The 20154-nt window shown below is 70.5% G+C and carries 18 protein-coding genes; 13 read left to right on the forward strand and 5 right to left on the reverse strand.

From position 1 onward, the window contains the following. Positions 1-40: 40 nt before the first annotated feature. Positions 41-1123, reverse strand: a complete 1083-nt coding sequence (locus ACZ53K_RS20045; protein ID WP_468838125.1) for a serine hydrolase domain-containing protein — start codon at positions 1121-1123, stop codon at positions 41-43. A gap of 171 nt (positions 1124-1294) precedes the next feature. Further along, the gene (locus tag ACZ53K_RS20050) at positions 1295-2359 is read right to left on the reverse strand and encodes a hypothetical protein (RefSeq protein ID WP_468838127.1); all 1065 of its coding nucleotides are present in this window, start codon (positions 2357-2359) and stop codon (positions 1295-1297) included. 95 nt (positions 2360-2454) lie between these two features. On the opposite strand from ACZ53K_RS20050, the gene selD reads away from it, so the two are divergent. From selD to ACZ53K_RS20090, 8 genes are all read left to right on the forward strand, one after another. Beyond that, positions 2455-3555, forward strand: coding sequence for a selenide, water dikinase SelD (gene selD / locus ACZ53K_RS20055; protein WP_468838129.1), 1101 nt, complete (start codon positions 2455-2457; stop codon positions 3553-3555). Further along, positions 3552-4373 carry a hypothetical protein gene (locus tag ACZ53K_RS20060; protein WP_468838131.1) on the forward strand — a complete coding sequence of 274 codons (822 nt, stop codon included), beginning with the start codon at positions 3552-3554 and terminating at the stop codon, positions 4371-4373. Before selD ends, ACZ53K_RS20060 begins: the two co-directional genes overlap by 4 nt. Before the next feature lie 122 nt (positions 4374-4495). After that, the gene (locus tag ACZ53K_RS20065) at positions 4496-4741 is read left to right on the forward strand and encodes a hypothetical protein (protein ID WP_468838133.1); all 246 of its coding nucleotides are present in this window, start codon (positions 4496-4498) and stop codon (positions 4739-4741) included. Positions 4742-5169: 428 nt separating this feature from the next. Then, positions 5170-6663 (forward strand): ATP-binding protein, encoded by a 1494-nt coding sequence (locus ACZ53K_RS20070; RefSeq protein ID WP_468838135.1) that lies wholly within the window; start codon positions 5170-5172, stop codon positions 6661-6663. A gap of 54 nt (positions 6664-6717) precedes the next feature. Beyond that, positions 6718-7104 (forward strand): roadblock/LC7 domain-containing protein, encoded by a 387-nt coding sequence (locus ACZ53K_RS20075; protein ID WP_468838431.1) that lies wholly within the window; start codon positions 6718-6720, stop codon positions 7102-7104. After that, complete coding sequence (locus tag ACZ53K_RS20080; protein ID WP_468838137.1) at positions 7101-7472, forward strand: DUF742 domain-containing protein; 372 nt, start codon at positions 7101-7103, stop codon at positions 7470-7472. The genes ACZ53K_RS20075 and ACZ53K_RS20080 overlap by 4 nt, the downstream gene beginning before the upstream one ends. After that, a complete protein-coding gene (locus ACZ53K_RS20085) occupies positions 7453-8076 on the forward strand; it encodes a GTP-binding protein (RefSeq protein ID WP_468838139.1) in 624 nt (207 codons plus the stop codon). Before ACZ53K_RS20080 ends, ACZ53K_RS20085 begins: the two co-directional genes overlap by 20 nt. Further along, positions 8073-9548, forward strand: coding sequence for a cytochrome P450 (locus tag ACZ53K_RS20090; RefSeq protein ID WP_468838141.1), 1476 nt, complete (start codon positions 8073-8075; stop codon positions 9546-9548). The genes ACZ53K_RS20085 and ACZ53K_RS20090 overlap by 4 nt, the downstream gene beginning before the upstream one ends. 25 nt (positions 9549-9573) lie before the next feature. Here the strand turns inward: ACZ53K_RS20090 and ACZ53K_RS20095 are convergent, their stop codons facing one another. From ACZ53K_RS20095 to ACZ53K_RS20105, 3 genes are all read right to left on the reverse strand, one after another. Then, positions 9574-10812, reverse strand: a complete 1239-nt coding sequence (locus tag ACZ53K_RS20095) for a pyridoxal phosphate-dependent aminotransferase (protein ID WP_468838144.1) — start codon at positions 10810-10812, stop codon at positions 9574-9576. 5 nt (positions 10813-10817) lie between these two features. Next, positions 10818-11924 (reverse strand): tryptophan dimethylallyltransferase family protein, encoded by a 1107-nt coding sequence (locus tag ACZ53K_RS20100; protein ID WP_468838147.1) that lies wholly within the window; start codon positions 11922-11924, stop codon positions 10818-10820. A gap of 442 nt (positions 11925-12366) precedes the next feature. Further along, the gene (locus tag ACZ53K_RS20105; RefSeq protein WP_468838149.1) at positions 12367-13401 is read right to left on the reverse strand and encodes a helix-turn-helix domain-containing protein; all 1035 of its coding nucleotides are present in this window, start codon (positions 13399-13401) and stop codon (positions 12367-12369) included. A gap of 116 nt (positions 13402-13517) precedes the next feature. On the opposite strand from ACZ53K_RS20105, the gene ACZ53K_RS20110 reads away from it, so the two are divergent. The 5 genes from ACZ53K_RS20110 to ACZ53K_RS20130 are packed head-to-tail and all read left to right on the forward strand — an operon-like array spanning position 13518 to position 20148. Continuing rightward, positions 13518-14414: an alpha/beta hydrolase gene (locus ACZ53K_RS20110; RefSeq protein WP_468838152.1), complete on the forward strand. Its 897-nt coding sequence runs from the start codon at positions 13518-13520 to the stop codon at positions 14412-14414. Between the two features lie 7 nt (positions 14415-14421). Next, on the forward strand, positions 14422-16248 hold the full coding sequence (locus tag ACZ53K_RS20115; RefSeq protein WP_468838154.1) for an ABC transporter ATP-binding protein: 1827 nt from the start codon (positions 14422-14424) through the stop codon (positions 16246-16248). 29 nt (positions 16249-16277) lie between these two features. After that, the gene (locus tag ACZ53K_RS20120; protein ID WP_468838434.1) at positions 16278-16955 is read left to right on the forward strand and encodes a metal-dependent transcriptional regulator; all 678 of its coding nucleotides are present in this window, start codon (positions 16278-16280) and stop codon (positions 16953-16955) included. Then, positions 16952-18697, forward strand: a complete 1746-nt coding sequence (locus ACZ53K_RS20125; protein ID WP_468838157.1) for an ABC transporter ATP-binding protein — start codon at positions 16952-16954, stop codon at positions 18695-18697. The genes ACZ53K_RS20120 and ACZ53K_RS20125 overlap by 4 nt, the downstream gene beginning before the upstream one ends. Next, positions 18694-20148, forward strand: coding sequence for an FAD-dependent monooxygenase (locus ACZ53K_RS20130; protein ID WP_468838160.1), 1455 nt, complete (start codon positions 18694-18696; stop codon positions 20146-20148). Before ACZ53K_RS20125 ends, ACZ53K_RS20130 begins: the two co-directional genes overlap by 4 nt. The last annotated feature ends 6 nt before the right edge of the window (positions 20149-20154 follow it).

Below are 20154 nucleotides of genomic sequence, written 5' to 3' on the forward strand. Positions count from 1 at the left end.
ACCCGGGCAGTAACACCCGCCCTGCCCAGGTGGCCCCTCATCAGCGGAGATCGCGGATGAGATCCCCGATGACGGCATCCACCCGGTCCGAGTCGAACCTCTCCGAGCCGATCACCAGGGTCACGGCCCGTCGGCCGTCATTGGTGACGGCGTTCCGGAATGTGTGACCGCTCTCCATATGGCCGCTGTGTCCCCACATGACGAAACCCGGAACGCGCTCATAGCGCTCGACTCCCAAACCGTAACGCCCGCCGGGGGAGCTGTCCGGGACGGTCCGTTTCATCTCGGCGAGCTGCGCCGGGGCCAGCAGTTTCCCGGACAGCAGCGCGGTCCAGAAAGCAGTCGCGTCGGCACCGGTGGAAATCAGCGCGCCCGACGCGTCGGCGCCGGAAACGTTCCATTCCGTTCTGTCCAGCAACGCCCCGTCCCGGTCCACGTAGCCGCGCAGATCCGGCTTGGGCAGCGTGGTCCGGTCGCCGGGCCAATAGGTCTCGCGCAGCCCGAGACGCTTGATGATCCGCTGCTCGATCTCGGTGCCGATGGCGCGGCCGGTGACCTTCGTGACGATCAGACCGGCCAGGTTGTAGTTGGTGTTGGAATAGGAGAAGCCGTCGGGTGTCCGGTCGTCCGGCGGGGGCAGCGTCAGCGCCTGCTCGACCGTCTGCAAGGGGCTCATGTGCTCCCAGCGGTGTGTCTCCAGGTCGTCCCACGCCGCCAGGTAATCGGGCAGGCCACTGGTGTGCTGCAGCAGCTGCCGGATCGTGATCTTGCGCCCGTCGTAGGGTCCGGTGCGGAGCAGACCGGGCAGATGGTCGTCCACGGTGTCGTCGAGCTTCAGCTTGCCTTCGCCGACGAGCTGAAGCACGACCGTGGCCGTCCAGGCCTTGGTATTGCTGGCGATACGGCTGTGCTCACGGCCGACGACCTTACGGCCCGTCCTGAGATCGGCGAGCCCGACACCACCGTTCCGGACACCGCAGCGCGGACTTTTCACCGTCACGCCGATCCCCGATGCGCCGACCTCTTTCAGCTCCTTCAGCGCTGTCCGAAGGGGTTTGGTGTCACACTGCGCCGACGCGGCGGACGCGGCAGGCGCCGTCAGCAGAGAGGCGGTGAAGGCCAAGGCCACGACTCCACTCGTCTTGTATCGCAAAACGTCTCCTCGCATGCTGGTGATGGACGCGGCGTTCGATTGTTCCGTCTGCGGACAGGGTTGCTGCTGTCCTGGTTGAGTGCATGCGGCGCTTGTCCAGAGATTCCGCGCAGGATTTGTGCGTCCGGCCAAAGAGAGCAATCAGCGCGGCCCGGGAGGGGGCGCCCTTCTGGTGTCGAAGCGGGTCGCTCTGACCGGTGTCTCGTTCCAGGTGCCGGAGCCACTCAGCCGGTGCCGGACGGTGTAACCACGGGCGCCGAAGACCGGGTGCCAGTTCAGGGTGATGCCGCTCGGGCCGGAGTCGACCCAGATCGTGCCCGGTACGGGCCTCGGCCGGATCGGGACGCCCACCGGAATGTCGAGCTGGTGGCTTCCGATGCCGTAACTGTCGTGCAGGGTGCGCGCGAAGGCCTGCGCGTTTTCGTACTCGCCGATGGCGTTGGGGTGCAGGCCGTCATATCCGGCCGGGCACTTCTCCGGCGCGCAGGCGTAATTGTCGGCCCAGTCGACCAGGGCCACATGGGACGCGGTGTTCCGCCACGACGGGATCGCGTCCGCGAGCATTCGGTTGTATGGCGTGCTGTTGACGGGCAGGTCGTCACGGTCCCCGATCCGCGCCGTTGGGGAACATCGGCCAGGGCGAATTGGAGATCCGGTTTGGCGGAGCGGGCCTCGTCGACCAGCGTCCGCATACTCTCCAGCGTGCCTTCCGGGCCACTGACGAACCAGCCCATGTCGCGACACAGGCGGGGGTTCGGGGCTTTCCTGTGGACGGGTTCCCTTGTACGGGCCGACGAAATCGACGTCGACGTGCTCGCTCTTGAACCATTCCCACAGGCGGTAGCGCCAGGCCCAGTCGCCCTCGTAGCCCTGGCTCATGGAATCGCCCACCACCATGACCTTGAGCGGCAGTTTCGACTGGCCGACACTGCGGGAAAGGCGTTGCAGGGTCGCGTACAGGTTCGCCCCCATGCCCTGGTGGCTGTCGGCCATGAATCCGAGGACATCGTCCATGTTCCCGAGCTTGGTTGCGAAGCCCCGCAGGCTCCGTTGCGCATTCTCGATCACGGAGGCCGCGCTCGTGGAAGCCCATTTCGCCATCTGCCCGCCGATGGCGCCGCTGACCGCACTCCACATGGTGACGGCCGGCGCCTCTTTGCACACCTCGGCGTCGCCCAGCGAACGATGGTCGGAATGGGCGTTCATCCGTGCGGCGCCCCGGCCCTGGTGTCCGTCCGGGGCCGGCGTCATAGTGGGATGACCGCGCGTGACTCGGCGGTGGTCACCGGAGGGGGCTTTCGATGCCAGGTGCGGCGGCTTCGGCGAACCTGCTGAACATGGCGGCGGCAGGGGGGTGCGCGGGCAAGATCCCCATGGACCGGATGGCTGCCCTGCTGGAGACCCTCACGGCCTGGCCGGCCGCGTTCGGCAGCCACGCGGACAACCTCGTACCCGGTACCCAGCGCGACGACGCGGCGCTCTACGCACTCTCCCGCGATGTCACCCTCGCGTGCTCCACGGACTTCGGCACACCCGTGTCCCAGGACGCGGAGACCTGGGGCCGTATCGCCGCCATGAACGCCGTGTCCGACATCTACGCGATGGGCGCCGAGCCGTTCCTCGCCCTCGGCATTCTCGGCTGGCCTCCCCAACTGCCGCACGAGACGGTGTCGCGGCTCATGCGGGGCGCCGTCAGCTCGCTCACCGAGTGTTCCGCACAGCTGGCCGGAGGGCACTCCATCGTCTCCGAAACCCCGGTGTTCGGCCTGTGCGTGGTCGGCGCGGTACGGCCCGAACACGTCATGCTCCAGAGCAACGCCCGCCCGGGGCACCTGCTCACCCTCACCAAGCCCCTCGGCACCGGAATCGTCATCGCCGGGCAGAAGGCCGAAGTGGCCTCCGCGGAAGCTGTGTCGGAGGCGGAGCGGGTGATGCTCACCTCGAACCGGGCGGCCTGCCGGCTGGCCCGTGACACCGGTATCGACGCCGCCACGGACATCACCGGATACGGGCTCGTCGGCCATCTGCGGACCATGCTGCTCGCGTCGGAGTGCGCGGCGACGGTGCGTCCCGGGGCCGTACCGCTGCTGCGGCACGCGAGGGAACTCTGTGAGGAGCAGGGAGTCGTACCCAACAGCGCGGAACGGACCTACTTCGCGCTGGAGGACCAGGTGGGCTGGTCGGATCTGCCCATCGAACGGCGCATGGCCTTGTGCGATCCGCAAACCTCGGGCGGGCTGCTCCTCGCGGCCCCGCCCGACCGGACCCGCGCATTCCTCGGCCGCTGCGCCGAGTACGGCGTCCCGGCCGCCGGGATCGGCGAGGTGACGGGAGACGGCCCCGCCGGGACGATCACGATGCGGCCAGCAGGCGACGGCGCCGGAAAGGGGAAGACCGGTTGACTCCGTCCGCCGTGCACCAGAAGTTCCTCTATCTCTGCGCCGCGCTCGGGTTCGCCGTGCTGGTCGCGGGGCTGGCGGCCGGCATCCTCACCGACAGCAGGGCGTGGGCCCTGGCGGCGGTGGTTCTGGAGGCGCTGGGCTCGGCCGTGCTCTTCCCCATCCTGGTGTCGTTCGCGTACGACCGGCTCAAGGAGAAATGGCTCGGGGACGAGGTGTGGCGCATCTTCAACGAACTCTCCGACGCCGGGATCAGCCGCGTCTACAAGGACCGTGAGACATCACCGCGGCGGGACAACGCGCAGGCCCGGCTGGCGGAGGAGTTCCGAGGTTTCGAGAACGGGGAGATCCTCATGATGGGGGTCTCGCTGCGGGTCTTCTTCAACCCCCTCGGCCCGTTCCACCGCGACATCGAGACCATGCTGCGGGAGACGGGCGGGCGGGTCCGGATCCGGGCAATCGTCTGCGACCCGGGCAACCCCGACGTTCCGGCACGTGCCGCGATCGAGGAAGCCGGCCGCAGCCCGCAGCACACGTCACAACTGGAGCGGGACATCGAGTCGACGCGGGTGACCGTGGCCGGACTGCGGGTCACCATGGGGCCGAACGTCGCTCTGCGGCTGGCCATGGCCGCCCCGTACTGCACCACGGTCATCTTCCCGCACGTCTGTTACTACTCCCCGAACCTTCTCGCGCCCAAGGCGCCGGTGGGACTGCCGATGATCCTCTTCCGCTCCGGATCACACGGCTACAGGATGATCCAGGCCTCCTTCGCCTACGTGTGGCAGCTGCCGACCACCCACGACGCGGCGGCGCCGTAACAGGCCTGACCGCCGGAACTGCCGCAGCCTGCGGCCACTCCGCCGGATGGCGTCCCGCGCCGCCTCCACGGGCCCCGTACCGGCCGCACCGACGGCCCGCCCGATGCGAAGGAGTTCCGACGATGGACCCCGACAACCCGCTCAAACACGCCGCGGACAAGGTCACCGGCGCCCTGCGGGGCACGGCCGGGCCGCCGGAGGGCGTCCCCGGCAAGCCCGGGCCCGAGTCGCCGCCGGTGGACGGGCCGGTCGAGCCGCGCGGCCCGCTGCCGTCCAAGCCGGACCAGCGCGGCCCCGCGACGGTCTCGCCGACCGGGCAGGTCACCGGGGTGGACCAGGCCGACGTCCGCAGCGCGGCCACCGGCTGACGACCGCTCAGGGCGCCCGGCTCCACGACACCGACCACATCCGTAACCGTCACCTCTTCGCGTGTGCGGTGATTTCAGTGAAGGGTTAGCGCCAAACGATTCTGCAGATTTTCGTACGTGAGTACATTCATGTGTTGTGTGCACATGCCCCGCGGAATCATTCGGGCCCCGCTATGCTCACTGCCGCGCAGCGAGATGTGGCGGTTACGGCATGTCGGCCGTGACGGCCGTGATGCCGCCGCCGCGCGAGGGCCCCGGGCGTTCCGGAGCCCGGTCTCCGCGCGCGGCACGTCGGCTCGGCGTGTTCTGCGGCAATTGATCGATGCGGTCGCACCGATGGTCGCCCAGCGCATTTCCGCTGCCTTTTCGATTCCGATGCATTCCGTGTATGACGCCCTGTCCTTTCCCTTAGTTCTCTGAGGATGCCGATGGTTCGTGCTCATTCGTCACCCGGAAGGCCGGGGCCGGCCTCCACCACCATGTGGCCGCTGCAACCCGTGCTCCTGGCCATATCCGTGGCCGTGACTGTTCCATTGCTGCCCTCGGAGGCCCGCGTCCACGCCATCTGGATCGGTGTCCTCGCGACCGTGGCAGTGGCCGTCGCGGCCGGGAAAGCGGCGCGCAGCGGCCGGGCGATCCACGCGCTGCGCAGGCAGTACGCCGAGAGGGAGGCGGCCCTGCAACGGCAGTTGGCCGAGCAGGAGACCGAGACGGTACGGATGGCCAAGGAGACCCTGCCCGCGGCCATGGCCCGGCTCCAGCAGGGCACCCAGGTCGATGACGTACTGCGCACCACCAGCCAGACGTCCCGTGTGAGTCCCCGGTTCGAAACCGCGCACCAGGCGGTGCTGCGCTACGTCCTCCAGGCCGTGGAGGCCGAGGAGGACCTGCGCGATTCCGCCCAGCGGGCCTTCGTCAACATCGCCCGGCGCGTCCAGGCCATCGTGCACCAGCAGGCCCTGGAACTGCGCGAGATGGAGGACCGGCACGGCCAGGACCCGCAGGTCTTCGGCGACCTGCTGCACCTCGACCACCGGACCGCGCTGATCGGCCGGCTGGCGGACAGCATCGCCGTCCTCGGCGGCGCCCGGCCGGGGCGCCAGTGGCAGAAGGACATCCCGCTGTTCAACGTGTTGCGCGGTGCCATGTCGCGGATCACCGATTACCAGCGCGTCGATCTGCACTCGGTGGCCGACGTCGGTGTCCTCGGCCGCGCGGCCGAACCCCTGATCCACGCCGTGGCCGAACTCCTGGACAACGCCACCCGCTATTCACCACCGCAGACCCGCGTCCACCTGACCGCGACCGAGGTGCAGTCCGGTGTGGCCGTGGAGATCGAGGACGCCGGGCTCGGCCTGACCGACGAGGCCCGCATCCGCGCCGAGCGGGCCCTGGCACAGAACTCCGCCGGCGGACTGGACCTCGACGACCTGGGGGAGTCACCACGACTCGGCCTGGCGGTGGTCGGCCGGCTGTCCCACACGAACCGCCTCAAGGTCTCCCTGCGCGAATCCGCGTACGGCGGCGTGCGCGTCGTTCTGGTCGTACCGCCGGAACTGATCACCGTGACCCCGGTGCCCGGCGGAGCACTGGCCAAGGCAGCCAGCCTGCCGCCGCCCCGCCTCCCCAGCGGCCCGAAGCACCGTGCCGAAGCGGTCGCCGAGGAGCCGGTGCCCACCACCGTTCCGCGCACCCCCAACGGGCTCCCGCAGCGCAGGCGACGCCGCGCCGTGGTCCCCACCGCGCGACCGCAGCAGGCGGCCCCCTCCGCCGCCGACCACCGCCCCCCGGCGTCGGCCGGCCAGTCCCCGCCGGCCGGGATGTGGATGTCCGCCTTCCTCGACGGCGCCTCCGGCGCGTCCGCGGACGGAGCCCCGGCGCCTCGTCCGCACGGTCCGAGCGAGGAAGAGCCCGAGCAGTGACCGAGTCAGCAGATAAGGATGAGTGAGCAAGTGGCGACAAAGCAGCGGCTCAACATGGACTGGATGCTGGAGGAGCTGACGTCCAGTGTTCCGCAGACCCGTAATGTCGTGGTGCTGTCCTCGGACGGCTTGTGCATGGCGCAGTTCGGCGCGGACAACGACACCGCCGACCGTCTCGCCGCCGCCTGTGCCGGACTGCAGAGCCTGTCGGCGGCCATCGCCGCGGAATTCCCGCGCGGCGACGGCCGGATGAAACTCGTCGTCGTCGAGGTCGACGGCGGCTTCTTCTACCTGATGGCGGCCGGCGCCGGAGCCTATCTGGCGGTACTGGCCGACGACGACGTGGACGCCGGCCTCATGGGGCAGCGGATGCGGGACCTGGTCGCCCGGATCGGTCAGCACCTCACCACTCCGCCGCGGGCCGACCGGCAGGCTCCATGAGCGATCCGGAGCAGGAACAGCAGCAGGCGTGGGAAGAGGGCGGCCCCGAGCGGCTCTACGTCATCACCTCCGGCCGGAACCTGCCCGACCGGCACGGCTCCCTGGACATGGTCACGCTGATCGTGAGCCGCGGCGAGGCCGGACCGGGGATGCAGCCCGAACCCGCCGCCATCGTCCGCATATGCGACTACCCGCTGTCCGTCGCCGAGGTGTCCGCATACCTCCACCTGCCGGTCAGCGTGATCACCGTACTGCTCACGGACCTTTTGGCCAGTGGCCATGTGGAAGCCCGGGCCTCGGTGCTGACCCAGTCGCTCCCCGACGTTGAACTCTTGGAGGCGGTGATGCATGGACTACAGAATCTCTGAACCCGTCGTCGGCCCGCGCTCCGAAGACATCCTGCCGGCCACGGTCACCACAGCGGTGAAGGTGGTGATCGTCGGCGGCTTCGGGGTCGGGAAGACCACCCTGGTCGGATCGGTCAGTGAGATCAAACCGCTCACCACCGAGGAGATCATGACGCAGGCCGGTGCCGGAGTGGACGACCTCGCCGGCGTCGAGCGCAAGAACGAGACCACCGTGGCGATGGACTTCGGCCGGATCACCCTCAGCGACGAGCTGGTGCTGTATGTCTTCGGCACTCCGGGCCAGCAGCGGTTCTGGTTCCTGTGGAACGGCCTGTTCGAAGGGGCGCTGGGCGCCGTGGTCCTGATCGACACCCGGCGGCTGGAGGACAGCTTCGACGTGATGGGCCGGCTCGAGGAGCGCGGCGTGCCCTTCATCGTCGCCATCAACGCCTTCCCCGACGCGCCCTCCTACCCGGCGTCCGAGCTCCGGGATGCCCTGGACATCCCCGACGGGGTGCCGGTGATCGACTGCGATGCCCGCGAACGCGTTTCCAGCCGCGAAGGCCTGCTGACTCTCATGCGCTACCTGCACGCCCTCACCACCACGACCCCGGAGCGACGGTGACCTCCTCTTCCCGCGAACAGCCCCGCACCGCGTGGGCATCCACGCCGCCTCCGGAGTGCCCGGCACATGCCCGGTTCGGCTCCACGGACGGACTGGCGCGGCTCTTCGGCCCCGAGGCGGCCGAGGACCCCATGGGCCTGTACGAGCGGCTACGTGCCCGGCACGGGCCCGTCGCGCCCGTCCTGCTGGACGGCGACCTTCCGGCCTGGCTCGTCCTCGGGTACCGCGAGATCCTCGAAGTCGCCGGTACGCCCGCCCGGTTCAGCCGCGACTCCCGCATCTGGCGCTGGTTCAGGGAAGGGCGGGTCCCGCCGGACTCCCCGCTGCTCCCGATGATCGCCTGGCAGCCGGTCTGCCTGTTCCTGGACGGTGAGGAGCGCACCCGGCTGCGCCTGGCCGTCACCGACAGTCTGGAGCGCTTCAACCGCCGTGGCGTGCGCCGGCACATCACCCGCTTCACGCACCAGCTGATCGACGGCTTCGCCGAGCGGGGGGAGGCGGACCTGGCCGAGGAGTTCTGCGAACACCTGCCCATGCTGGTCCTGACGCAGCTCCTGGGCATGCCCGACGAGTACGGGCCGCGCCTGGTCTCGGCCAGCAGGGACATGGTGGCGGGCACCGAAACCTCGGTGGCCAGCAACGCGTTCATCGTGGAGACGCTCACGGAGCTCGTGCGGCGCAAGCGCGGGAACCGTGGCCACGACGTCACGTCCTGGCTGATCGAGCACTCGTCGGGGCTGACCGACGAGGAGGTGTGGAACCACCTGCGGGTCATCCTCATCGCCGCTAACGAGACCACGGTCAACCTCCTCAAGAGCACCCTGCGGATGGTGCTGACCGATCCCCGGTGCCACGCGTCCCTGGCCGGCGGGCAGATGACCTTGCCCGACGTGGTGGAGCAGGTGCTGTGGAGCGAACCGCCGCTGATGACCATCCCCGGCCGCTGGGCCGCCGTGGACACGGAGGTCGGCGGTCAGAAGATCGAGGCGGGGGACATGCTGCTGCTCGGCCTGGCCGCCGGGAACCACGATCCGGCCGTCCGGCCGGATCCCTCGATCCCGCTGCACGGCAACCGCTCGCATCTGGCCTTCAGCAGCGGCCCCCAGGAGTGTCCCGGCCAGAACATCGGCCGTGCCATCGCCGACACCGGCATCGACGCGCTGCTGGCGCGGCTCCCCGACGTACGACTGCGCATCCCCGAGGACCAGCTGAGCTGGACGTCGGGCTGGATGACACGCCACCTGACGAGCCTTCCGGTGACGTTCACCCCGCCCCGGTCCGCGGGCTCCGCCGCGTCCGCCGGTCCGCTTCCGCCCTGTGACCTCGCGCAGAACGAGCGCTTCCCGCGCAGCGCCACGGACCGTGGCACCGTGCCCGCTGCCCCGTTCCCGCCGGTGGTGCCCTTGCCGGTTCCCGGCCGGAGGAGGCGTACATCCTGGTGGAACTCGTTGAAGGCATGGCTGCGAGGCTGATGCCCGGGTAGGGGCGCCTGCGGCCCTACCGTTGCGTCCCGGTGGCCTGGAGTACGGCTGGGCCACCGGTGACGAGTTCTCCCACGGCCCTGGCGATCCGGTCCAGGGCCTCTTCCATAATCGCCCGGGAAGTGGCGTAGCTGATACGGATATGGCCTTCGGCGCCCGGGCCGAACCACTCCGGCGTACCGGGCACCACCGCAACCCGGGCCCGGGCGAGGAGGAATTCGCCCATCGCCCGACTGCTCAGCCCGGTGGCGGAGACATCGGGGAACAAGACGTACGTTCCGTCCGGGCGGCGGCACGAGAGGCCCGGGATCGCGTTCAACCGGTCCGCGCAGTAGTCCCGCGTCTTCCGCAGATGCTCCAGGAAAGCGTCCCTCCACGGCCAGCCGTGACGCAGGGCGGCCTGGGCGCCGGCCTGGGTGAAGGGGGTCATGCTGTACGTGGCGCCGAGACGCTGGAAAGTGAGCCGCACGGCGTCCGCCTGCCGCGGGGTCGGGGCGATCACGAATCCCATGCGCAGTCCGGGTAGCGCGAAGGTTTTGGAGAGGCCGGTCACCGTGTAGACGCGCCGGCTGCTTTCCGTGTCCAGACTCGCCATGCTGAGGTGCCTCGCGGGCGGGTACACGATTTCGTTCCACACCTCGTCGGAAAGGACCGGGATACGGTGCCTGCCCGCCGTCTCCGCCACCATCCGAAGGGTCGTTTCGGTGAAGACCGTGCCCAGCGGATTGTGCGGATTGCACAGGCAGATCAGGGCGGTGCGGGGAGTGATGAGAGAAGCGAGCCGGTCGGGGTCCAGTTGCCCCGTCTTCTTGTCCATCGGGCAGTAGACCCGCCGGGCCCCCGCGGCGTCGATGGCTTGGCCGAACAGCAGATCGGCCGGGTCCAGCAGAATACACTCGTCGCCCTTTCCGCACAGGAGGTGCACCACGCCCCAGAGTGCGGCCGCGGTGCCCGGGGCCGGCACCACGCGAGCGGGCCAATTGCCGAGCCCGTAACGGGCTTCGGCCACGTCGGAAAAGGCCTCCTGGAGCTCGCCGCATTCCGTGGGTGAGGCGTAGGGGAAGTAACCGTCGGCCACCGCCGAGCCGATGGCGTCCGCGACCACCAGGGGCCCGGGGAAATCCGGCTCGGCTGCCGTCAACGGAATGACGCCGGGCGGATACGCGCCCCATCGAAGCGGCGATCGCCGGCGCAGCAGTGCGGGCCGGACCTGCGCGTCATCGAACAGTGGTCGGAGCGCGTCGTGCGGCGACATGGCGTTCATCCTCGTTGATAGCGGGCCGGCGGGTACCGGTCGTACAGCTCGGGGGACCAATACGTGGTCAGGCGGGGGTGACCGTGCTGCACCCGCGCTGATGCGTAGGTGTGGATGCCACGGCCGGCGGAGAGCGGACGCCGGGCCATATGGTGCAGCAGCGACTGGTAGGCGCCGACGGGAAGGCCCATACCGGCCATGACCCAGCTGATGCGGTCCCGGATGGTCCGGTCACTCGCCGTGTGCAGCCACAGCGGGACGTACACTGTCGCGGACACCGGGACATGGCCTCCGGCGGTCGTGAACGTCAGGTTGCTGACGAGCGGTTGGGCTCGTACCTCACTGTCGCTGCCGGTCAGCTGGCGGCAGAATCCCCCCAGGAATCCGGACTCGTGCTGAAGTGATATCTCCATCCGGGCGTCGAGTTCCGCCGGAGAGAGATCGTAGTGGCGGAAGTACACCTTCACGCGTGACTCGGGGCCGTCGGCCAGGTCGAGACCGAAGTAGACGATCCTGTCGAGGTCGAACCCCCGGCCGGCGTATTCGGCGACCGCGTCCCACGCCTTTCCGAATCCCAGGCGGTCCAGTGCCTCGCGGGTCCGCTCGGTGCCGGTCATGCCCTCGTCGGCGTGGGGATTGAGGTAGACCTTGAATTCGGGCCCACCGGCCGGGGTGAGGGCGGCGGCGTGCATCATGGCGAAGCCGGCCGGGGCCTCGTCCGGGAGGAACAGGTCCGACACCTTCGCCAGCCGGTGGCCGGCGGCGTCGAAATCCCGGGTCAGGTCACGGGTGAGGTCGAGTGCCGCCTTCTGTGCGGACGATGTGCTCAGCCGGTCCGGTAGAGCTTCCACGAGCACCCGTAGCTGCAGCTCTTCCTTTGAGAAGGCGGCCGAGAACTCGATCGGCGAACCGTCGGCGCATACGTCGGAGTGCCAACCGGGATACGTGCCGATCCGCCGCGTTCCCCATGGCGACAGCATCGTGCGCAGTACCCTCGTTCCCTGTTCGACATCCATGCCCGCACTGCGCAGAAGGCGTGTGGCGGTGCTGACCCCGTAGTCCACGAACGTCGAGTTCGCAGAAACCCGTGGAACCGATCGCAGAGACGACATGGAATTCCTCCCCTACCTCGTGCCGGGTCTCGCCGTACCGCACGCTTGCTCCGCCGGCCGATCGGCCAGTACCAATAGGGTGAGAAGCTCCTGACTACCTGTCCGTTGGAGGATCTACGGCGCGCACGCCTGTCCCCGCACTCCCGCGTCTGTGTGCGCCCAGGGCCGGTCAGTGGGAAACCGCCCATTACCTCCGCCGACTGCGGACGTTTCCTTCGGGCCCGGGTACTTTCACCATTAACGATGCTTCCTCCGGCCGCCACCGGCGCACAAGGGGCGTGCGCGGCGTTCGTCGTAAGATGGCGCGCGCACCCGACTGACGGATGCGCACTCCGGCGCGCGGGAGATCGAGTGGGAGTGGGAACGGGTTTCGGCGGGAGGACGACGGCAGCCCCCGCAGGGAGCCACCTCAAGCAGCCCGCCTGATACGCGCCTGACCGGCTCAGCCGTCGAGCAGCCTCCACGAGGTGAGGGCGAGCCGTGCCCGCATGAGCCCGGTGGGCTCGGTGAGTTCGATGTCCAAGGCCTTGCCGAGCTGTTCGATCCGGCGGGCGACGCTGCTGTGGTGCAGGTGGAGAAGGTCGGCGGCCCGGCGCAGAGAGCCGGACTCGCAGTAGGCGTCCAGGGTGTCCAAGTCCTCCGGGGTACCGGCGATCCGGGCGATCGCGGTCACGTCGGCGTTGTCCCGCGCGACGTCCGGAGGCACGTGCGCGAGAAGGGCCAACGCGCCCAGGTCGTCGTAGGGGACGACGGGCCGGCCCGCGGTGGTGAAGCGCAGGGCGGTGCGGGCCTGCCGCCAGGACAGGTGGGGGGCTTGGGCGGCGCCGATGCCCGCGCGGACGTCTTTCGGGAGCCGGGACCGGTCCACGGTGGTGGCCAGGATGACGCCCGTACCGGCGAGGGGGGCCGCCTTCACAGGGCGGGCCGGGCAGATCAGGCTGCCGACCTGGTCCAGCGGGAGCGACGCGCGTACGGCGACGGCGTGCACCGGCAGATCGGCGGCGAACCCCAGGAGGCGCAGCGCCCGGGCACGTGCCGCCTCGTCGGTGCCGGCGCTGATGGCCAGTTCGACGAGGGCGGGGTCGGCCATGGTGGTGCGGGCCGGGCCGTACCGTTCGGCGACCGCCGCGGCGGCGATGGCGAGCCGGTCGAGAAGCGCCTCGTCGAGCGGGTTGGGCGGGCCGGGGCGCTCCAGCCACACCGTGCCGATCTCCTCGTCGTCGAGGGTGATCGGCACCGTGCCGGACGCGGGCAGCGGCGCGGTCGATATCTCCCGGCCGTCGGGCGAGCAGCGGATCACCCGCCCCGTGCCGTGCAGCCGGATCCCGGCCACGCACTCGGCCAGGCCCGCCGAGGCCCGGGCGAGCGCCGGGAGGTCCACCCGCCGGCGCATCAGCGTGTCGTAGAACATGATGACGCGGATGGCGCCTTCGACCTGCGAATCGAATCCTGACAGCCGTACGGCCAGTGCCTCCATGGCAGGAGGATAAGCGCCCACGACAGGTGGCTGAGCGCCGACCGGTGCGTGAGGGGAGCCGGATTCCCGACGGGTGGCGGACGATCCCACGGGCGGCAACGGTGAGGATGGCCGACATGGATCCCGAACTCGAAGCATTCATCCCGCTGCTCCCGCAGGTCGTCACGGCCGACCCGGTCGCCTGCCGCAAGATCTACGCCGAGCTGGCCGCCGCCAGGCCGGCCGCCGACACCTCGGGACTGGAGGTCACGGACCGTACGGTGCCCGCCGAGCCGGACGTGGCGGTGCGGATCTACCGCCCGGAACAGGCCCGGGGCGCCGTCATCTGGATGCACGGCGGCGGATGGACCGTCGGCGACCTGGACACGGAGGAGCACTGGGCCGCCCGGATCGCGGCCACCTCCGGCGCGGTGGTGATATCGGTCGCCTACCGGCTGGCCCCCGAGAATCCGTTCCCGGCCGCCTTGGACGACGCCTACGCCGTACTGACCTGGACGCACGACAACGCGGCCGCACTCGGCATCGATCCCGACCGGATCGCGATCGGAGGCCACAGCGCCGGCGCGAACCTCGCGGCGGCGACGGCCCTGCGGTCCCGCGACCAGCAGGGGCCCCCGATCCGCTTCCAACTGCTCAACGAGGCCATCCTCGACGACCGGCAGCAGACCTGGTCGGCGCGGAACTTCACCGACACCCCCTGGAACACCCGTGCCGTACGCGCCGCGGCGCTGGCGCACTACCTGGGCTCCCGGCCCGCCACACCGTACGCCGCACCGGCACGCGCCGAGGACCTGTCCGGCCTCCCACCGGCCTACGTCGCCACCGCGGAATTCGACCCGAACCGCGACGAGGGCATCGACTACGCGCTGCGCCTGCTCCGGGCCGGCGTGTCCGTCGAGCTGCACCAGTGGCCCGGCACCTTCCACGGATCGATGGCGCTTCAGTCCGCCGAGGTCTCGCAGCGGCAACTCGCCCGGATCGGCGCGGTGCTGCGCCGCGCCCTGGCGGAGTGACGTCGCGATGACCGTCACGGATTCCGCCAGGACGAGGGAGCAGCAGGCACCACCCGGACCGGATACCGGTTCCGCGGCGGGCCGGAGCCTGACGGCACTGCTGCGCCCTTACGCAGGGACGTTCTCCGCCGTGGTCGCCCTTCAGGTCATCGGCGCGGTCGCAGGTCTGGCACCGCTGCTGGCGGTCGTCGAACTGGGGCGCGCGCTGCTGTCTCCCGGCCCGGTCGAGCACGCCCATGTCTGGACCGTCGTGATCGCGGGAGCGGCCGGCCTGCTCGTACGCCTGCTGTTCACGGCCGCGTCGTCCGGCATCGGGCATGTCCTGGACAGCCGGGTGCAGTTGGCGTTCCGCCGGCAACTGGCCGCGCGGCTCGGGCGCGTACCGATCGGCTGGTTCTCCGGGCGCCGGACCGGCGAGCTGGCCAAGGTGGTGGGGGAGGACGTCAGTGCCGTGCACCCGTTCATCGCCCATGCCCCCGGCGAGCTGGTCTCCGCGTTCGTGGTACCGCTGGTGTCGCTGGTCTACCTGTTCACCGTCGACTGGCGGCTCACACTGATCACGCTGGTGCCGGTGGTGCTGGCCGTGGCGCTGGTCCCGTTGCTGATGACCCCGGCGCGGCTGCGCGAGCAGGCGGAGTTCGACGCGGCCATGGGGCGGGTCTCCGGTTCCGTGGTCGAGTTCGTGCAGGGCATCTCGGTGGTCAAGGCGTTCGGCGGGTCCGGCCGCGCCCACCGCACGTTCCTGACGGCCGCGGACGATTTCGTCGGCACCTTCCGGCGGTGGGTGCACGGCCTCTCCAGGATCGCCGCGGGGATGCAGCTGGTGCTGTCGCCGCCGTTCGTGCTGCTGGCCGTGCTGACCGGCGGCGCGGTGCTGATCACGAACGGTGATCTGACCCTGGCCGACCTGCTGCCCTTCCTGCTGCTCGGACTGGGACTGACCGCTCCGGTGGCGGCCCTCGGGCACGGTTTCGACGACCTGCAGGCCGCCCGGCGCGCGGTCGGCCGGATCCGGGACGTTCTGGAGGTACCGCTGCTGCCGGAGCCCGCGCACCCGGTCGCACCACAGGGACACCGGGTGGAACTGCGCGACGTCCGATTCGGTTACGAGGCCGGTCACGAGGTGCTGCGCGGCATCGACCTGGTGCTCGACCCCGGGACGGTCACCGCGATCGTCGGGCCGTCGGGGAGCGGGAAGTCCACGCTGGTACAGCTGCTGCCGCGGTTCATCGACCCGACGCACGGTTCGGTCAGGCTGGGCGGTGTCGACCTACGCGAGCTGGGCAGCCGGGAGCTGTACCGGCGGGTCTCCTTCGTCTTCCAGGACGTACGGCTGCTGCACGCGTCGGTGGCGGAGAACATCGCGCTGGCGGTGCCGCATGCCGACCGTGACGACGTGGTGCGGGCCGCTCGTACGGCCAATATCCACGAGCGCATTCTGGAGCTGCCCCGCGGATACGAGTCGGTGATCGGTGAGGACGCCGGGCTGTCGGGCGGTGAGGAACAGCGCATCGCGCTCGCCCGCGCCCTGCTCGCCGACACCCCCGTCCTGGTGCTCGACGAGGCGACCGCCTTCGCCGACCCGCACACCGAACAGGCGGTACGCCGGGCCCTGTCCACGCGGGCGGGCGACCGGACCGTCCTGGTCATCGCCCATCGCCTGGAGACGATCGCCGACGCCGACACCGTCGTGATGCTGGACGGCGGATCGATCGTCGAGCGCGGCAGGCCCGCCGACCTGCTGGCCCGGAACGGCAGGTTCGCCGAGTTCTGGCAGGCGCACCGGTCAGCGGGCAGCGACGGGGCCGGACCGGACCGGGAGGAGCGGCCGTGACCACACAAGGTCTGGTTGATCCGGCGGAGATGTACCTCCGGACCATCTTCGAGCTGGAGGAGGAAGGGGTGGTGCCCCTGCGGGCCCGGATCGCCGAAAGGGTCCGGCAGAGCGGGCCGACCGTCTCGCAGACCGTGGCCCGGATGCAGCGCAACGGGCTGGTGCGGGTGGCGGACGACCGGCGCCTGGTGATGACGGAGCCGGGCCGCCGGCAGGCCGTACGCGTCATGCGCAAGCACCGCCTGGCCGAATGCTTCTTGGCGGACGTGATCGGCCTGCGGTGGGAGGACGTACACGTCGAGGCCTCCCGATGGCAGCACGTGATGTCCGACGCGGTGGCGAACCGGCTGACGGAAGTCCTCGGCCACCCCGTCATGTGCCCGCACGGCGGCCCCATCCCCACAGGAGACGAGAGCGGCACCGGCCCTGCCACCGCCCGCACTCTGACGGACGCGGCCACCGCCACGCAGAGCACGGTGCTGGTCGTACGGATCGGCGAACTGCTCCAGAACGATCCCCTGGTCCTGCTGCGCCTGAAGCGTGCCGGGATACGGCCCGAGCGCCGGATCACCGTCATGGCCACCGAGAGCGGAATACGTGTGACAGACCTGACCGGCGGCGAGCAGGCGACGATCCCCCACGCACTCGGCAACCACGTCTTCGTGAAGACCCCCGGCCGCGCACCGCAAGGAGACACACCCCGATGATCCGCATGCTGCTGCGCGTCCTCGGCCACGAGTACGCCCGGCCGACGCTGCGCACCATGGCCCTGATGACGACGGCCGCGGTCGCCGAAGGCCTGTCCTATGCCCTGCTGGTTCCCGTACTGCGGGCCCTGCTCGGCGGCACGCCCGCGCAGGCCTGGCCCTGGCTGATCGCGTTCGGGGCCGCGGTCGCCCTCTACGCCGTACTGCGTTACGCCGGTGACCTGTCCGGCTTCCACGTCGGGACCGCGCTCCTGCGCGGCACCTACCACCGGCTCGGCAATCACCTGGCCCGACTGCCCCTCGGCTGGTACGGCGCCGGCCGCGTCGGGGAAGTGTCCGTCCTGGCCAGTCAGGGCGTCCTGCAAGCGATGAGCGTGATAGCGCACCTGCTGGCACCGCTCATCTCCGCCTGCGTCACTCCGCTGACCATCGTCGCGGTGATGCTCGCCTTCCACTGGCATCTGGGGCTGGCCGCGCTGGCCGCCGTGCCGGTCGTGGCGGCGATCCAGATCCGGGCGGGCCGCTCGATGGCCGCCGACGATGCCGAGCGCACCGCACGCGACCACGAGGCCACCGGCCGGGTCATCGAATACCTCCGGGCCCAGCCGGTGCTGCGCGCCGGCGGCCGGACCACCGAACGCTTCCGGCTGCTCGACGACTCGCTGCGCGACGTCCGGCACGCCGCCCGCCGGTCCGCCCTGACGGCGCTGCCCAACGCGCTGGGCTTGACGCTCACGGTGCAGGCGGTGTTCACCGTACTGCTGACCCTGGGCGCCTACCTCGCGCTCGGCGGGGACATCGGCGTGGCGGAGATGCTGACGATCCTGGTACTGGCCGCCCGCAGCGCGGATCCGGTGCTGTCGCTGACGGACATCGGAGGCAGGCTCCGCGGCGCCCGTTCCGTGCTGGCGAGCCTCGACGCGATCCTGCGCACCGAGCCGCTTCCGGAGCCCGCCGAACCGGCACGGCCGGCGGACCACAGCCTGGAGTTCGAGTCCGTGTCCTTCCGGCAGGGCAATCGCACGGTGATCGACGGCATGTCGCTGTCCGTGCCGGAGGGGCAGCGGCTCGCCGTGGTCGGACCGTCGGGTGCGGGCAAGAGCACCCTGCTGCAGTTGCTCGCCCGGTTCCACGACGTGGACGCGGGCGCCGTGCGCATGGGAGGCGTGGACGTGCGTGCCATCAGTACGGAAATGCTGCTGGACCGGATCGCCATCGTCTTCCAGAACGTCTACCTCTTCGACGGCACGATCGAGGAGAACGTACGCCTCGGCCGTCCCGACGCCACCGAAGCCGAGGTGCGGGCGGCGGCCACGGCAGCACGGCTGGACGAGGTGATCGGACGGCTGCCCGGCGGCTGGGCGACGAACGTCGGCGAGGGCGGCGCACTGCTGTCGGGCGGTGAACGCCAGCGTGTCTCGATCGCGCGGGCGTTGCTGAAGAACGCGCCCGTCGTGCTGCTGGACGAGGTGACCTCCGCACTGGACCCGGTGAACGAGGCGGCCGTCCACGAAGGCATCGAACGCCTGATGGCGGGCCGCACGGTGGTGATGGTCGCGCACCGGATGCGTACCGTCCAACGCGCCGACCGCGTCGTCTTCCTGGACGGCGGCCGCATCGCGGAGGAAGGCAGCCACGACGAGCTGCTGCGCCGCGGTGGCCGCTACGCCGAATTCTGGAACATCTCCCACACCATGTCGCCTCCGCAGCCGATCCTGCCCGGAACAGGGAGCCACCCATGACCGACGTCGTCATCGCGGGCGCCGGACCGAACGGCTTGATGCTGGCCTGCGAACTCGCCCTGGCCGGCGCGCGGCCGCTCGTCCTGGAACGCCGAACCGAACCGACCGCCGAACAGCGCGCGAACGGCCTGGTCGGCCAGGTCGTCCGGATGCTTGACCGGCGTGGACTGTACGAGCGGCTGACCGCGCCCGGCGCCACACCCGAACCGGCGCCCGGCTTCGTGTTCGGCGCGTTCCCGCTCGGCCTGGACGATCTGCCGGACAACCCGCTCCACACCTTGCCGGTGCCGCAGCGCCGCATCCGGCACATGCTCGCCGAGCGCGCCGCCGAACTGGGCGTCGAAGTCCGTTACGGGCACGAGGTCACCGGCCTGGCCCAGGGCGAGACGTCGGTGACGGTCGAGCTGCGCGGGCGGGCACCGGTCGAAGCGGCGTTCCTGGTCGGCGCCGACGGCGGGCACAGTACGGTCCGCAAGCTCACCGGAATCGAATTCCCCGGCGTGACCAGGGACGACTCGGTATCCCGCGCCGGACATGTGAGCGTGCCCCCGGGCCTGGTCGGTGCCGACGGCGGCCTGGCCGTACCCGGCTTCGGCGTCGTACCGCCGTTCCGGCACCTGCGGACCGGACACGGCCTGATCACCTGGGCACCGTTTGCGGACGGCGCTCCGCTGATCACCACGGTGGAGTGGGACCAACCGGCCGAAGGCGCGGCGTCGGTCGACGAGCTGCGGGCCAGTGTCCGCCGGGTACTCGGCGTGGACGTACCGCTCGGCCCGCCCACCGGGCCGGGACCGCACCTGATGAGGCGGTTGTCCGGCGGCAACACCAGGATCGCGTCGCGGTACCGGGCGGACCGTGTGCTGCTGCTCGGGGACGCCGCACACGTGCACTCGGCGATCGGCGGCCCGGGACTCAACATGGGCCTTCAGGACGCGGTGAACCTGGGCTGGAAGCTGGCCGCGGAAGCCCGAGGCCAGGCCCCGGAGGGGCTGCTGGACACCTACGAGTCGGAACGGACCCCGGTGGCGCGGCGGGTCGCCATGCACACCCAGGCGCAGTCGCTGCTGACTCGCCCCGGCGGCGATGTGACGGCTTTGCGTGAACTGTTCGGCGAGCTTCTCACCCAGCCGGCGAACCGGCGGCATCTCGCGTATCTGCTGTCCGGCGCGGACATCACCTACGACATGGGCCCGGCGACCGGACCGTTCGTAGGCCGGTGGGCACCGGACCTGCCGGGCCTGCGCGAACTGACCCGCACCGGCCGCCCGCTCCTCCTGGACCCCACCGGCACCCTCGACGCCGGCGCCTGGACGCCGCACGTCGACACCGCGACCGTCTCGGAACTCGACACCGCACTGTTTCTCCGGCCCGACTGTTACGTTGCCTGGCAAGGCACCACGAGCGACGGTCTGTACGAAGCGCTGGGGACCTGGTTGAAGGCAGACTGACAGCAG

Source organism: Streptomyces sp. NPDC033221 (genome assembly GCF_055577005.1).